The 15,513-nt window shown below is 61.7% G+C and carries 14 protein-coding genes; 5 read left to right on the forward strand and 9 right to left on the reverse strand.

Translation table 11 applies throughout. The annotated features are described in order from the left end of the window. Positions 1-25 precede the first annotated feature (25 nt). The 5 genes from HMPREF3092_RS05780 to HMPREF3092_RS05805 all read right to left on the reverse strand — a co-directional run bounded on the left by HMPREF3092_RS05780 (position 26) and on the right by HMPREF3092_RS05805 (position 3,844). Positions 26-523: a hypothetical protein gene (locus HMPREF3092_RS05780; protein WP_141737968.1), complete on the reverse strand. Its 498-nt coding sequence runs from the start codon at positions 521-523 to the stop codon at positions 26-28. 184 nt (positions 524-707) lie between these two features. Continuing rightward, positions 708-995: a hypothetical protein gene (locus HMPREF3092_RS05785; protein WP_141737969.1), complete on the reverse strand. Its 288-nt coding sequence runs from the start codon at positions 993-995 to the stop codon at positions 708-710. Between the two features lie 402 nt (positions 996-1,397). Beyond that, on the reverse strand, positions 1,398-1,829 hold the full coding sequence (locus HMPREF3092_RS05790) for a hypothetical protein (protein WP_141737970.1): 432 nt from the start codon (positions 1,827-1,829) through the stop codon (positions 1,398-1,400). A 442-nt stretch (positions 1,830-2,271) separates the two neighbouring features. Next, complete coding sequence (locus HMPREF3092_RS05800; protein WP_141737971.1) at positions 2,272-3,069, reverse strand: rhomboid family intramembrane serine protease; 798 nt, start codon at positions 3,067-3,069, stop codon at positions 2,272-2,274. 244 nt (positions 3,070-3,313) lie between these two features. Next, positions 3,314-3,844: a peptidylprolyl isomerase gene (locus HMPREF3092_RS05805; protein WP_070424173.1), complete on the reverse strand. Its 531-nt coding sequence runs from the start codon at positions 3,842-3,844 to the stop codon at positions 3,314-3,316. Between the two features lie 243 nt (positions 3,845-4,087). Here HMPREF3092_RS05805 and HMPREF3092_RS05810 point away from each other — a divergent pair, with 243 nt between their 5' ends. Then, on the forward strand, positions 4,088-4,903 hold the full coding sequence (locus tag HMPREF3092_RS05810; RefSeq protein WP_070424174.1) for a hypothetical protein: 816 nt from the start codon (positions 4,088-4,090) through the stop codon (positions 4,901-4,903). Positions 4,904-5,810: 907 nt separating this feature from the next. Here HMPREF3092_RS05810 and HMPREF3092_RS05815 read toward each other — a convergent pair. The 4 genes from HMPREF3092_RS05815 to HMPREF3092_RS05830 form a co-directional block, all read right to left on the reverse strand. After that, on the reverse strand, positions 5,811-7,331 hold the full coding sequence (locus tag HMPREF3092_RS05815; RefSeq protein ID WP_070424175.1) for an amidase: 1,521 nt from the start codon (positions 7,329-7,331) through the stop codon (positions 5,811-5,813). Between the two features lie 190 nt (positions 7,332-7,521). Further along, positions 7,522-8,262 carry an SDR family NAD(P)-dependent oxidoreductase gene (locus HMPREF3092_RS05820; RefSeq protein ID WP_070424183.1) on the reverse strand — a complete coding sequence of 247 codons (741 nt, stop codon included), beginning with the start codon at positions 8,260-8,262 and terminating at the stop codon, positions 7,522-7,524. A 93-nt stretch (positions 8,263-8,355) separates the two neighbouring features. Then, positions 8,356-9,573, reverse strand: coding sequence for an MFS transporter (locus HMPREF3092_RS05825; protein WP_070424176.1), 1,218 nt, complete (start codon positions 9,571-9,573; stop codon positions 8,356-8,358). A gap of 103 nt (positions 9,574-9,676) precedes the next feature. Beyond that, entirely contained in the window at positions 9,677-11,410 is a 1,734-nt protein-coding gene (locus HMPREF3092_RS05830) for a PucR family transcriptional regulator (RefSeq protein ID WP_070424177.1), read from the reverse strand. 219 nt (positions 11,411-11,629) lie between these two features. Between HMPREF3092_RS05830 and HMPREF3092_RS05835 the strand changes: the two genes are divergently transcribed. Genes HMPREF3092_RS05835 through HMPREF3092_RS05850 form a run of 4 tightly spaced genes read left to right on the forward strand, consistent with a single transcriptional unit; the run spans position 11,630 to position 15,358 of the window. Next, a complete protein-coding gene (locus HMPREF3092_RS05835; RefSeq protein ID WP_070424178.1) occupies positions 11,630-12,970 on the forward strand; it encodes an aspartate aminotransferase family protein in 1,341 nt (446 codons plus the stop codon). A gap of 9 nt (positions 12,971-12,979) precedes the next feature. Continuing rightward, positions 12,980-13,210, forward strand: coding sequence for a hypothetical protein (locus HMPREF3092_RS05840; RefSeq protein ID WP_070424179.1), 231 nt, complete (start codon positions 12,980-12,982; stop codon positions 13,208-13,210). Further along, a complete protein-coding gene (locus HMPREF3092_RS05845; protein WP_070424180.1) occupies positions 13,207-14,850 on the forward strand; it encodes a sodium/proline symporter in 1,644 nt (547 codons plus the stop codon). The genes HMPREF3092_RS05840 and HMPREF3092_RS05845 overlap by 4 nt, the downstream gene beginning before the upstream one ends. Beyond that, complete coding sequence (locus HMPREF3092_RS05850) at positions 14,843-15,358, forward strand: hypothetical protein (RefSeq protein ID WP_070424181.1); 516 nt, start codon at positions 14,843-14,845, stop codon at positions 15,356-15,358. The genes HMPREF3092_RS05845 and HMPREF3092_RS05850 overlap by 8 nt, the downstream gene beginning before the upstream one ends. The last annotated feature ends 155 nt before the right edge of the window (positions 15,359-15,513 follow it).

Genomic DNA, 15,513 nt, shown 5'->3' on the forward strand with positions numbered 1-15,513 from the left:
AGTGCAGGCCGGGCGTAGTGTACGGTCAATAGGTGCATCGCTGAGCACTGTTGCGGCTCCAGGGTCGGCGATGATCGTACCGGGGAAAGAGTTGGAAGTAGTCGATTGCGCCTCCGTCCTTAAGTTTTGGGTCATAGGGGACGGGCAGGTCAGCGCGCACGCGACTCTCGAACGCTGTGGCGATCTCGACGGACGTGAGCTCGTGAGATTGGTTGCTGATCGGGTAGCCTTCATCGTCTCGCTCAATGAGTTCGGTCTCGTGGACGAGGACGACGGCGTTGGCCACGAGATGGTCATGGCCGGTGGCTGAGAAAGCTGCCATCATGTAGAGCGCTCGATTCTCGCTGTCGTGCGGCACGGCTACGGGGATCATGAGCCGATCGGTGTGTTTCTGTGCCTCGGTGAAGTGGGCAGCGCGAATGTTGTTTCCGTCACGCGACCATGAACATCTCTTCGCCGCCGCCGAGTACGTCCAGTGCTCCTCGACAACCAGCTTTGCCAACCGCAAGCGCGTCCCTGGCATCAAGACAGCGTAGAGAAACCCCACCAGCCCCTGTTTGCGAACTGGGATCGATGGGGGGGTCTCTACTGCATCGGCTTATATTCTCGGGAAACGTCGCTTTTCGTCGAACGGCTCGACCTTGAACATGTCTACCCCGCGAGCTTTCAGTCCCTCAAGCACGCGGGCGCTGACGATCCACGCATAGCTATGGGTCGCCCTCTGGCCACGCATACGAACTGATCTCGCTCGTACCCTCGGTGTTCTCAGCGAATCCCACGTAGCCGTCGACTCGCCCTTCATTCAAGCTGTAAAGGTCAACATCGAACGTCGCGCATCCCGTCACACCGAGTTCAGCCACCGCGTCGGCGAAACGCTGGGACACAAGCGTCGGAGGACCACCCCAGAGAATATCGCCCCGGCGCTTGCCGCGACTGTCGGTATTGCGCTCAAACCACACGGGAAACGGAATCTCATCGAGCTTCCCGTCAGCCACGACATCAAACACCTCTCGTCCGTCCTCAAGCGTGGGAGCGCCCAGGACTGGACGGTCTTCCCAAGTCGTATGAATCCAAAAGTCTCGCTGAGAAGTCAGCGGCAAGATTTTGTGCCATGTAGTCGCATTGGCCTCCTTGCTCAACACTGATAATACTTTTTATAAGCGTTGTGCATTTTTGTACGCTTATCTAGGATCACCTTCTTGCTCCGCTTCTTCTCAAAGAATCGACGCCATTCGTCGTTATACCTTCTCGCCAGGCTCTGATGGTTGTTTTTCAGGCCCTTCGTGGAGTTCTACCACTCAGAATACTTCGGATCGTGTATATTGATTCCGGCCTTGGCGAACTGGTGCGCGAATTTTACCGGCATAGTGTGGTGAGCCTGGCAGTGCTTAGGGTTTTTACCAGTACAAACGATTAGATAGTACGTAGATTGGATTGAGTGTAAGAGCGATACGTTGCCTTCTTCGGCTTATCGACCTTTTTACTTTTTTGGAGCCGAACTTATTGCTGGCGATCCGCTTTGCCGCCTGCTTCGCAGCAGCCGACGAAGCTGCACGTACGACAATCGGGATGGCAAGACGCACCCCAGCCACCACAACTGGAACGAACCAAACCGGATCTGCGATCACGGGATACTGAGCACCTGCGTGCTGGACGAGCTGGACGAGCTCGTCGCCTTCGACCGTAAACGACGTTTCGATATCGGCACCAGAGGCATCCACCGCCCAGGGTGAGCCAAACGCGCCTATCACACCGCCTTCACTGTCGGTTACCACTACAGCGCCGGTTGCCGCGTCCAGGTCAACGCTGGCTCCTTCGGGAAGTGCCACGGGAAGCGGTACTCTGTCGGGGCTTGTTCTGACTCGATCGTGATGACCGATCGAACACCGGCATCAATGTCAGGGTTGACAGCGGTGTCTACCTGCTGGACTGCGACGCTGAAATCGTCTTCGGCATCAGAGTAGACAGCAGTCCCATCGGCAGTGACCTCAGTGCCATGCATCGGATAAATGTCGCCAACGCTTAGCCAAATACCCGAGCATCGCCGCCTGCCAGTTGCGCAGACGAGTGCACTCATCGTCTAGGTTCTGAGGTTCTCTGCGCAATTAGATGTAGCTAGGTGTACTGACCGGGAGTGGAGGCACAACCTCCCCGGACATCACACCTAGCCAGCAGAATCTCCGCGCTGCAGCGGACGACTGAACCGATTGTGGCGCGCTTGGATGCCCACTCGCCGCAAACCGCTGCGCCTAACACCACTAGCCCGCGGCGTCACACAACCGTGTATGCGGCGACGAGGACAATCGTCGTCAGAATGGCTGCCACCCAGAAGGCGGTTCGCGCGGCAGGGCTGCTTGCCGGCACGACGGGTGTGGGCTCCACACCGATGCCGCCGCGCACATAGCGTTTGGCGAGGATGCCTGCTCCACGCGGCATAACGCGGGCGATTCCCAGCACGAATCCCACGGCGAGTCCGCCCAGGTGAGCCTGCCAGGCGATGTTTGAGTCGATCGTCACGAGCGCCATGTTCAGACACAGGAACAGCACGATGCCCATGAGGTTCCGGTCCAACCTGCTGGTGGGGGCCAGCAGTGTGCCCACAACGGCGAACACAGCACCCGATGCGCCCACGTAGGCAGAGCTGAACTCTGGTGTTCCCGGTGCGGCCAACAACAGGGTGAGGACGGATCCGCCGAATGCGCCCACAACGTAGGTGACCAGCATGAACACGTGCCCCACGGAGCGTTCGACAAACGATCCGAAGAAGAACAGTCCCAGCATGTTGAACAGCACGTGGCTGGGGTTGGGCTGCGCGTGAACGAGTGCGGCAGTCAGTGCGCGCCACGGTTCTTCGTGGGCGAGCACCGGGACGAACGCGAAGCGCCGCTGCAGGTCGAGCGATGGCAGGAACTGCAGCAGGAAGAACACGAACGTGATCGCGATGATCGTCCACGTCACGTACGGCCGTGTCAGCACGACTGCCGAGCCGCGTGAGGTCGCCTGCTGAGCAGGCGCTCTGTTCGGGTCGGGTTCTTCCGAAAAGGGGGCCGCACCTGCTGATTCGCTCATGCACACGAGGATAGCCGAGCAGCTTTGGCGCCCTGATCAGGCTTCAAAGGACGAGGTGCCGCCCGGCTTACACAACACCAGAACCCGGGAGGGGCTGGGGAAAGGGGGCGGCACCTCGGCGGTCTGGTTCAGGACCGGCACCCGGGTGGCCGGGGCTGGGACTCGACCGGCGCCTGGTGAGTGTGGCCCTGGGAAAGAAACAGCGCCGCAGCAGAAGCTGCGGCGCTGTTAGGAAAAGTTCAGATCAGAGAACTTCGACCGATTCGATGATGACGTCCTCGACCGGGCGGTCCATGGCGCCGGTGGGCGAGGCTTCGATCTTTTCGACAACCGCGAGGGACTCGGCATCGGCAACTTCACCGAAGATGGTGTGCTTGCCGTTGAGCCACGGGGTTTCGGCGGTGGTGATGAAGAACTGCGAGCCGTTGGTGCCGCGGCCGCCGCGGGTACCGGCGTTCGCCATGGCCAGAAGGCCCTTCTTGGTGAACTGCAGTTCAGGGTGGATTTCATCGTCGAACATGTAGCCGGGGCCGCCGGTGCCGGTGCCGACGGGGCAGCCGCCCTGGATCATGAAGTTCGAGATGATGCGGTGGAAGCCCAGACCGTCGTAGTACGGGGTGGGGTTGGAACGGCCAGCGTCGTCCTTGTATTCGCGTTCGCCCTTGGCCAGTTCAACGAAGTTGGCAACCGTCTTCGGAGCGTGGTTGCCGAAGAGGTCAAGTTTGATGTCGCCCTTGTTGGTGTGCAGGATGACCTGCTGTGTAGCAATACTCATGACCTCAGTCTGTCATGAACCACTGACATGAACCTTATTTGCCCCTGATGTTCCGCTGGGAGCTTACGCTGTCAGTGGAAAACGTATGGAATGCGGTCAGCTGTTAGTGGAAATACCGTCAGAATCTGACTTTTCGGCCGCCTGGGGTCCCCTCGTGTCAGTGCCGACCAGTACGATGGAAGTGACGAATGGCGCACACGCATTCCCTGCACTGTGCAGGGTCGAACATCCCAGGAGGGTGAAATGTTCAAGAAGAAGTCCGCACCGAAGTCGTTTCTCGAGAACGTCGACAACGCCGTACACAACCTGACCGAAAAGGCCGGTCAGCTCCTGCAGGACGGCACCGAGGCTGCACGCCCCGCCCTGAAGGAAGCCGGAGACCGCCTGCAGAAGACTGCCGACAACGTCCGCCCCCAGCTCGAAGACTGGGCTGAGCAGGGCCTCGGCAAGATCGAAGACGGTCTTGAATACGGTCGTTCCAAGGCTGCCGAAGCCCAGGGTCTCCTGGTGGCTCGCGGTGGCGAACGCGCTTCCGACCACGCCAAGACGATTGCCGCTGGCTCGAAGGACGCAGCGAAGGCCATTCGCAACGCTGAAACCCCCAAGGCTCTTGACGAACTGATTGAACGCGTCACGGGCAAGAAGGGCCAGGTCAAGAAGTTCAAGAAGCTCGCCGCTAAGCGCGCTGACGAACTCGCCAAGGCTTCGCGCAAGGCCTCGAAGCAGGCGGCGAAGGAAGCTCGCAAGGCTCAGGGCAAGCGCGGCATGTGGATCGTGTGGCTGCTGGCTCTGACCGGTGTTGGCCTGATCGGCTACTACGTCTGGACCAAGGTCAAGCCGGTTGAAGACCCGTGGTCGGAACCGCTGCCGGGCAACCGTCCCGCTGACGCTCGTCCAGTTGGTTCGCACCGCACCACCACCGTTGTCGAAGACGTTCCTGCGCCGCTTAACGAAGACGGCGAAGTGATTGTCGAACAGGACGGACGCCACGTTGCTGAAGGCGACGCCGCTGTTGTCAACGACCTGATCGAAGAAGACGAAGAACAGGACAAGGCCTGATCTTCGTTCTGAGGTAGGGAGCGTGGCCCGGCTGGGATGTTTGGCCCGTTAGGCGGGTGGCCTGGTTGGGGCCGCACAGCTGAAGAGCTCGCTGCCTGACTGATTTCCCGAGGCGGAACTCACTTTGGTGAGTTCCGCCTCGTCTGTGTTTGGGGTGGGAGCACGAGGTGTGGGTCCGGGCGCTGGCGAGTGTGCGGGCGCGTCAGAACCAGCTAGACAAGGCGACTCACCGGCTGCCGCCACATACCTACACCACACCCGCAAGCGAAAGAAACACCCGTTAGACGAAATCTGCGCCTTAGCCGCACAAAGACTCCCCTTAGCCGGGATCTGCGCTTTAGCAACCACTGCTAACGGGAGTTTTTGTTGCTAACCGGTGGGCGGGTACGTCAGAACCAGCTAGACGAGGCGACTCACCGGCTGCCGCCACATATCTGCACCACACCCGCAAGTGAAAGAAACACCCGTTAGACGAAATCTGCGCCTTAGCCGCACAAAGACTCCCCTTAGCCGGGATCTGCGCTTTAGCAACCACTGCTAACGGGAGTTTTTGTTGCTAACCGGTGTGCGGCTGCGAAGTTTTAGGACAAAGCAGTGGCCGGGTTCCACATGGAACCCGGCCACAGCACACACAGAAAGGAGATATCACCGGGACTTCGAAAGTACTCCGGAAGCATTGGTCCGACTCAGAACACTGCCCATCGTCTTCGATACGCAGCATCCGGAGTTTTTCCGATGCACTAGCCACACTAGCCGGGAACCGCGGAATCTCAAGGATTCTGCCCAAGCTTTTCGAACGAAATGTCGGACACCCTGCGATTCTGTGTTCCGAGGGTCGACCGTGGCCTGACCAGCAGATCCGGCGAGCAGCCGCCGAAAGGCTCACCGAAGCCACCGGCCGAACCCCTCACCCAACCTTGGGCCTGGGGAATGGCATGAGCGCTTCGATAGCAGCGGCGACTCGCAGCACTGTCGCTTCGCGGTAGGGCATGCCGACGATCTGCACACCGGTGGGAACACCTGCCGAACCGATGCCACTGGGCACTGACATGGCGGGCATCCTGTTGGCGATGTTGAACGGCACCACCTGGTGTGCTTCCCAGTAGAAGCTGTGCTCACCGTCGGGCCGATCGATGCCGGTGGTGAAGTCCTCCCCAGCATCGAGGTCTTCAACAGCCGAGGTCGCCGTGATGAGCACGTCAACCTCGTCGAGCGCCGCAAGCAGCTTCTGCTGAATGTCAGATTCGATGAGAGCAGCCTCCAGAAGCGAGGTTTCCTCGGCAAAGCGCGTGGTCCTGCGGACGAACTCCCGCGTATAGGGCTCAAGAACCGTAATGTCTCCCCCGGCCTGCCACTCAATGTTGGGCGCCAGAAGTCCGCCGTAGTGAGCCATCGAGGCCCGCGTGACATCCTCGAGCTTCAGCTGAACATCAACCGGCACGACCTGCGCACCCGCCGCCTCCAATGCCTCAGCGACTCGCTCAACACCCAGGCGTGTGGATTCATCAAGCTCATAGCAGCCCAGGTCAGCACTGACGCCGATCCTCCAGCCGCTCAGATCGACGTCGTGTACCTCGGCCCCCGCAGGCACCTCCTGCCCCGAGGTGTAGCTGTACTGCCCGAAGTGATGTTCCACGGGGAATGATCCGCTGACGGGGATCGTCGCCATATCGAGCTTTGACGGCCCCATGATCTGGTTGAAGACCAGCGCGGTGTCCGACACGGTCCGCGCCAGAATGTGGTCGCCGCGGTACCAGTCGATGTTCATGGGGACTGCGCCGGGCGTACGCCCGTGCGAGGTCTTCAGCCCGGGCAGACCGCAGAAAGCCGCGGGAATTCGGGTGGACCCGCCGATGTCACTCGCGGTTGCAAAGGGTGCGAAACCTGCGGCAACTGCCGCACCGGAACCTCCCGAGGAGCCGCCCGGGGTCTTGTTCGGGTTGTACGGGTTGCGGGTGACTCCCCATTCGCGGGTGTGGGTGAACGTTGCACAAGACATTTCCGGCGTGGTGGTCCGCCCGAAGGGAATCGCGCCGGCCTGCTTCAGCCGTGCAACGATTTCGGCGTCCTTTTCGGCAACCCTTCCCTGCAGAGCTTGAGAGCCGCGTGTCGCTGACAGTCCCGCAACGTCGTGCTGTTCTTTGACGAGGAACGGCACACCCAAAAGCGGCCGTTCGGCATCGTGGTAGGAAGAACCGATTTCGCAGCAATCGCCCGCACCGTCCTGGTAGTACCTCGTGGCTTCCTCGGCGAGTTCGCGAGCGGATTCCACCTGCAGGTCGACGATCGCGTTAATGCCCGTGGCTTTGTCGAGCTCCTCAATTCGCTCAATCAGATGGTCGAGCACCTCAAGCGGGGTGAACGTACCTGCGCGGAATCCGCACAGGAGCTCACGAACTGATAACCAGTGCAGCTGATCGGCAGTCATAGCACTCCTTTGTGATGACCTATGTGTGCGTAGGCAAGCTATTTCGGCTTGGCCCTACCTTAAACCCACACTCGGTTCCCTCCACGACCATCCGACCGCATTCAGCCTTCACGGCTGACCAGCTGGCCCCACACCACAAGCTTCTCCAGCCAAAGACACGAGCCCAGTTCACCCCGCCCGGCGGGGCGTGTCAGTACAGTTTGTTGGCTCCACCGTCGGCCATAAGCGTCTGCCCCGTCATGTACTTCGAGTCGTCCGACAGGAGGAACGCAACGATTGGTGCGACGTCGTCGTGGGGGTCGCCGAAGCGGCCCAGCGGAACCTTTTTCAGGCTGGCTTCGTACATTTCGGGGAACGCTTTCGCCCACGCTGCAACACCTTCGGTCAACGCCATGGGGCTGACGATGTTGACGCGGATGTTGTCTGCCGCCCATTCGTTGGCCACAACGCGCGTGAGTCCTCGAATCGCCTCTTTTGCCGAGGCGTAGGCCGCCTGGGTGGGCTGGCCGACAATCGCTGCTCCGGAACCGAAGTTGACGATCGAACCGCCGCCCTTGAGGTGGGGGTAGGCGGCGAGCATGAAGTTGCGGGTTGCTTCGAAACCCGTGCCAAAGGACAGCTTCCATTCGTCTTCGCCAAGGTCGGCAAAGGGCGCTTGTTTGGAGGCGTGGGCGTTGTTGACCAGGCCGGTCAGGCCACCGAACTCTTCTACCGCGAGCCCGACGGCCTTTTCTGCAGTTTCCGGCAGGCTGACATCGGCAGCCAGGAAGCGCACGCTGCCCTCAAATTCACTTTGAAGCTTCTGGCCTTCGTCTTCGTTGATGTCGACGGCGACGATTTTCGCACCGCGCTCTGCAAGGAGCCTGCTGATTGCTCCGCCGATTCCTGCGGCTCCTCCTGTGACAATGATTTTCTGACCGTCGAGCTGCATGGGCTTCCCTTTCTTCTGCTGCCTGCGCCTGCTCACTTCCATTATCGGGCTTGTTTCTGACCCAACCCGCTGCATCTGGTGAACGCGTCCAGCTCACCCGGCCTGCGCGCGTCCGCCGGCCTGCCGCACGACAATCGCCAAAAGGAGCGAGGCGCCGCCTGCTACCGCTGCGAACATGACTGCCGCTGTGATTGTGACGGCGGCACCACCCGTCCCCGCAGCGGCACCGAAGGCCAGGGGGACGGCGAGTCCGGTGATCCGCTGGGACATGCCCATGGCTCCGAAGTGCGCCCAGGGACGGAACGAACCGATGGCTGACCGGTTGACGTTGAGGACCGTGACGACGATTGTGCTGGCCACAACCGGTCCGCCCAGGGCAATGCCGACCGCCACCATCCAGGGCTGGCTGCTGATGGCCGCCATAACTCCGCCTATACCGGCAATCACAGTCGTCACAATGAATTCAACGTTGCAGCGTACGAAACCACCGCGGGCAATGAACGCTATAGAAAGAACGGACAGCAGTTCACGCAGCACCAGGCCCACGCCGATTGCCGCACCGACCGTGCTTCCGGCGCTGGCTTTTTCCACCGGCAGGACAGAACCGTGCAGCAAGAACATCAGCGGCGTGCTGCAGGAGACCACGAGAGCCAACATGAGCGTCGGCGAATGCACTGTCGCTGAAACTGAGGCCGCCATGGCCGCCAGCGGGTTCAAAGAAGCGCCCTCTTCTGTGCGCACGGGCCGGGGGAATCGGTAGCTCAGTGCCCCGAAGAGCAGACCGAGCCCCACCATGAACCACCACATGATCCACGCGAGGTCCTGAGACAAGACCGCCGAGATGATGAGAGCCGACCCGAGAGCTCCACCTCGTTGGAGGATGACGTTGATCCGCTGACCGTCCGTCTGCCGCGGCCCCAGGAGGTTCGAAAAGTAGGCGATCCCGGGGATGTACAGCAGGCTCGAACAGACCGAGAACATCGTGGCCAATACCAGCCATGCCCATCCGTGGACACCGTCCAGGGCCGCGAACAGCGCAAGAATTGTGACCAGGCCGCCGGCGATTCGGGTGACTCGCCGGTTGCCGATCCTGGCGGACAGTGCAGTGGCGAAGGAATCAAAGGCAATGCCCGCTCCCATGTACAGGGCGAGCGCAATAGGCCTGATGACAGGGTCGGAAATAGACAGCGGGATGGCGGTCATAAGCAGCGTGTGCACCCCGAAGTACAGGGAAATCTGCGTGGAAATCGCCCAGTAACGCCGGCCGCGCCTACGAAGCTTCGCCCAGTCGATTCTGTGCTGCCGTCCCACGCTTGTCCTTTCTGCTCGCTGTTGCATTCGCTGCGGGCTGCACCCAGCCGCCCGGTGTCCTCGGCCCCTCTGCCGTCAACGCACTCAGTCGCCCCTACCGCCATCACATGCTGCGGCTTCGCTGCCACAGCAGTGCGGTCAGGAGCGCTGCCGCTGATTCTGGGTTATCAAGTGACACTCCCAGTGTCGATGCTATGCGCCCGGCTTTTGCGTAGACCGCCGGCCTGCTGATTCCCAGCTGTCGCGCCACGGCAGCCTTCTGCCCGCCGCACAGCAGGTAGGCCCACAGGAACTCGAGATCTTCTGACGAGGCGCCGCTCGCCTCCCGCGGCTTGTTTCCGCGGGTTTCGGGGCTGGTTGGTGTGCTTGTTTTCAGCAGCGGTCCGAGTTCGGCGTGGGCGAATGCGCTCATTCGCGGGTCGTCGTGCAGGCTGGCGATCAGCCCGTTGAGCCGCAGATCGGAGAACCTGTAGAACGGCTGGCGGCGGATGGACATGCCCGCGGCCACGTGGGCGGCTTCGACCGCGGTGGGGATGTCATCGGCAACGGCAACGAGCGTCTGGCTCAGCTGACCTGCGCCGACCGTGATGGTTTCGGGGATGGCCTCGGTGAGGTCGCGGCAGAGTTCAGCGGTGAGGTCGTCTGGGTTTGCGCAGTCTGCTGACCCTGCGGCGCCAGCACCGCCGGCTGTGACCGCGGGGAACCCAAGGATTGCGACAACTGTTCCGGTGCGCCACGCGGATGTCACGGCAGTCAGCCCTAAGCGTTCGGCGGCGGCCACGAGTTCCAAACGCAGGCCGCGTTCGCGCAGCTGGTAGCCGGCCGCTTCGTCTTTGGTGACGACCCCGCTGGCTGCATTGCCGTCGTCCTCAGCAAAGCCACCGCCGCACATTTCGACCGCTATTGCCATGAACCCGCCCGGCCCTCGCAGGTCAGCTGCGCGGCCGCGTCTGAGCGCTTGTTCTTCGCTCATGTGCGGAAGTTCTGACACGAGGTGGTCGCTGGCGCGCATCCGCAGGTCGTATGTGGTCTGTGAGTGCGCGCGCACCAGCGTGATGGCCTGGCTTGCCCGCTGCAGAACCTCGGCCGCGTAGGGGTCGTCTTCACGTACTGACGGGGCGACCACCCGACCCCACCTGCGGCCTTTGACGCCCACCGGGACTGCCTGGGCAGCCGACGGCGGCCAGTGCTCTGTTGCCGCAAGGGCCTCGGCAGGAGCATGAGCGAGGATCCTGTGGGCTGCGTCTTCGAGCACTACCGCGGTGCCCAAACGCCTGGCGGCTTCGCGCACGATCACGCTTTCGTCTGCACCGCTCAGACTCAGTTCGGTAAAGGCCTCGTGGAGTTCGCGGGTGCGTTCGACGATGCTGAGCTGCTGGCCGATGAGCACCCGGTGGGCTTCCTGCGTGATCCGCACAAACCGCACGCGCGATCTGAGCGCTATGACGGGCATACCCGCTCCCTTCCCGGCCTCAGTGAGCACCTCAAGAGAGCGGGGGCTGGCGAGCCCCACCTCGTCAATTGCCTCAACCGCGAACCCCACGGCCCCGGCCCTGCGCGCCTGGTCGAGAAAAGCGCGGGTGTGCTCGACGGAGTGTTGGAAGGCCGGCGAGGACGACAGCAGCATCTCCCCGCCTTCCAGCAGGCCGGTGACTGCGTCGGTCTCAGCAATGTGGACCCAGCGGACCGGGGTGTCGAGGTGCTTTTCACCTGCGAGAACTACGGGATTGCCGAACTTCACGTGGGGAAGCTGCAGGAAGTTCCTCACAGTCAGGTCGCGCAGGCCGTCGGTTTCCGGCACCGAGCCGGTTTGCTCACCCGCACTGATGTCCTGCATAGACACCGCCTTTCACTGTGTAAAGAAAGCTTAGGGCTCACTTTACAGAATGCTCCTTGGCGTGGCTGGTCAGCTGAGACATACTGACGCGGATAGGACGAACCGCCGCCCTTCCGAACTGCGTTCAACGCCGCGTTCAGCACAGCGTCCAGCAAAGCTGCTGGATCATCGCTGAATCGGATCGCAGCAGGGAGGGGCACCGTGAGCAAAGGGGCTCTTATGAACATCAACGTCGATGACGCCGCACGCACATACGAACTCGACCGGGCGCACGTTTTCCATTCGTGGTCTGCTCAGGCGCAGATCAACCCGATGACCATCACGCGCGCCGAAGGCTCGCACGTGTGGGACGGCGAGGGACGGAAATTCCTCGACTTTTCCTCGCAGCTGGTCAACACGAACATCGGACACCAGCACCCTAAGGTCATCCAGGCCATTAAGGACCAAGCTGATTCGATCGCAACGATCGCCCCGGCTCACGCCGTCAAGCCGCGTTCTGAGGCTGCCGCACTCATCACCGGCCTGGCACCAGACGGCATGGACTACGTGTTCTTCACCAACGGCGGCGCGGATGCGAACGAAAACGCCGTCCGCCTGGCCCGCCTGCACACGGGACGCCAGAAAGTGCTGTCGGCCTACCGCAGCTTCCACGGTGCCACGAGCCTGGCGGTGAACCTCACGGGCGACCCGCGCCGCATTCCCAATGACATCCCGGGCGAAGGTGTTGTTCACTTCTTCCCGCCGCACACCTACCGTTCGCACTTCGGCACGGACAGCGAACAGGATGAAACCGAACGCGCTCTGCGCCACCTGGAAGACGTCATTGTGCTTGAGGGTGCGCAGAACATCGCTGCCCTGATTCTGGAGACGATTCCCGGAACCGCCGGCATCTACGCTCCCCCGCCGGGGTACCTCGAGGGTGTGCGTGAGCTGACCCGCAAGTACGGGATCATGTACATCGCCGACGAGGTGATGGCCGGCTTCGGTCGTTCCGGTTCGTGGTTCGCTTTTGAACAGTTCAATGTCGTACCGGACCTCATCACCTTCGCCAAGGGTGTGAACTCCGGATATGTGCCGCTCGGCGGGGTCATCATGTCCAATGAGATCAAGAAGACCTTCGATGACCGCGTGTTCCCCGGTGGCCTCACCTACTCCGGCCACCCGCTGGCGACCGCGGCTGCGGCCGCGACGATCAAGGCCATGCGCGAAGAGGAAATGGTGGAAAACGCCGCACGCCTGGGCGATGAAATCATCCGTCCGGCACTGGAGAAGATGCACGCCAACCACCCGTCGGTCGGCGATGTGCGCGGCCGTGGCTGCTTCTGGGCGATTGAGCTGGTCAAGAACAAGGAAACCCGCGAACCGCTCGCACCCTACGGTGCAACGAGCGAGGCGATGAACGCGACGATCGCCAAGATCAAGGAGTACGGTGTTCTTCCGTTCGCAAACTTCAACCGCATTCACGTGGTGCCGCCGCTGAACACATCGGACGAAGACGTTGCGGCGGGCCTGGATGCCATTGACCGTGCCCTCGATGTCGCGGATACGTTCACGGAGTAAGGAGCCACGATGTTCGGACTTCCCACAGCAACACTGCTCATCATTGTGGGCATCCCCCTGGCGTGGATTGCCTACACGCTCATCTTCTTCTTTTCGTCGTCACACTGGGGTGCCGAAGATGCAGAAGAAAGCCCGGCCGGCACCAACGGTGCCGGTGCGGGACAGGTGAGCTCCACCTCGTCAGGCCAGGCAGGCCGCACACCCGGAGTGGCGGCGCCTGAAGAAGGGGGTGCGCTGTGAGCATCGAACTGACATTCCTCATCATCTACTTTGTCGCCATGATTGCGATCGGCGTGTGGACCATGCGGCGCAGCTCGACCGGCGAAGAAGGCTACCTGCTGGGTGGACGCAGTCTGGGTCCGGCGGTGACCGCGCTGCGCTTGCAGTCGTCGTCGATGTCCGGCTACATGTTCCTCGGCGCGGGATCGCTCGGCTACACACAGGGCTACTTCGGCATGTGGTACGCGATGGGTGACATCGGCGGTGGTGTGCTCAACCTGTCGATTCTGGGCAGGCGCATGCGCAAACTGTCGCAGATCCTCGGATCGCTGACCTCAATTGAGTATTTGGAGCACCGTTACCCGTCGGCGTGGACGCGAGCGGTGGCCGCACCGATCGCGCTAGCGTGCATGTTCCTGTACGTACTGACCCAGTTCATTGCCGGTGGGCGCGGGCTGGAAATGGTCACCGGCATTGACTTCAAGTGGTCGCTGCTCATTGCAATCGGTGTGATTGTTCTCTACACGTTCCTGGGCGGATACCTGGCGGTTGCGTATTCAGACTTCGCGCAGGCGATCATCATGCTGATCGGCATGCTGTGGATTCTCATTGCCACGCTCATGGCTGTTGGCGGTCTGACCGCTGGCAACAACGCGGTTGCCGAAATCAACCCGAACCTGCTGACCATGTGGGGTCCTGACGGTTTTGAGTCCGTCCAATGGGGTGTGATCATCGGTGCGCTGCTGATCTTCTCAATTGGATACATGGGCTACCCGCACGTGAACGTCAGCCACATGGCCATGAAGAAGCCGTCAGTTGCACGCACTGCGGCGCTGTACTCCACGGGCTTCAACCTGCTGTTCGTGCCGGCCCCGTACCTTGTTGGTGTTATGGCGTTGGTGTTGCTGCCGAACCTGTCGGACCCGGAACTGGCCGTGTTCGGAATTGCCGAGGCGGTGCTGCCGAACTTCGCTGTCGGCATCGTGATGGCTGCGATTATGGCGGCGATTATGTCGACGGCGGATGCGCTTCTGCTGCAGAGCGGCACGATCGCTTCGCACGACCTTTTCCAGCGCTTCATCAGCCGCAGCAATTCACAGCGCCAGGCCGTGTGGGTTTCGCGCATCACGGTGCTGATTCTTGCTGTGATCGGCTTCGCTGTTGCCGTGACGGGTGCGCCCGGTGTGGCTGACCTGGTCATCTTCGCGACCACGATCCTTGGAACGTCGTTTGTTCCGGCGTATGTTGCCGCCGTGTGGTGGAAGAAGGCGAACACTGCCGGAGCGATTTCGTCGATGATCGTCGGCGCTGTGGTTCCCGTTGTGTGGCAGCTGGGCGGTCTGACGGAGAAGACGTCGATCGACCCGATGGCAACGGTCGTTGTTTCTGCGCTGACACTTGTTGTGGTGTCACTTGCCACGCAGAAGGCCAACCCCGTGCCCGAGCACATTGTCGACGCCCTGAACGAAACTGCGAAGGTTGGGCCGATTCCAGCTCGCCTGGCCATGGGACAGAACCCCGGTCTTGCCGCGCAGGTTCCGGTGGAGGATGAGGCTGATGCTGGTGTTGGTGCGGCAGGTGCCGCGGGCGGTGCCGGTTCGGCTGGTGCCGGCGGTCAGGTGACGGAGGCTGACGAGGTGGAAGGCACCTCGCGTGACTGACCCGAACCAGGTGACGGGGTCAGCTGGGCTGCGTGCAGTCCGGCTGACCCCGTCGGTTTTGGCCGCGGAGGCCGAGGAGGTTGTTCGCCGCAGATTGGGCGGCGGGCAGGCATCCGCCCGGCTGGTGCACCACCCGTTTTGGCATGTGCGGATTACCGCCCAGCGCAAACGTGGGCCGGCGGGTGTTGTTGATGTGTTTGTTGATGCAATGGGTGGTTCGTCCTTCATCACTCACGTGCCCACTGATGGTGAAGAGGTTCCAGCTGAAGGCCCGCTTGCCGAGCCTGCTCCCGAGTCTGTTGCGAAGACGGCTCGCAACTTGGCGGGAGCCGCGCTGCGCAAGCGGTACAAGCTGGGCGCCATGTTCGATGTTGAAACCAGCCAGCCGCGTGGTGTGTTGAAGCCGAACTGGATTGTGACCGGCCAGGGCCGAGGCATTTCTGCCCGCATGATTGTTGACGGCTTCGATGGTTCCCACTGGGTCATCGAGGCTAAGAAGACGAGCTGATCGTATTCGCGCGCAGTCGTTTTCGCGCGCAATTGCGCGCTGTAAGGCGCGGTATGGCGCAGTCAGGCGCGGGAGGTCGTTGCGGCTCTGCCCACCTCGGCGGCTTCCGGGCAACCCAGACTCACGCTTTAATGCAACCTCACGCGCTAATGCGC

Origin of the sequence: Brevibacterium sp. HMSC24B04 (genome assembly GCF_001806835.1) — a bacterium.
Lineage (GTDB): Bacteria > Actinomycetota > Actinomycetes > Actinomycetales > Brevibacteriaceae > Brevibacterium > Brevibacterium ravenspurgense.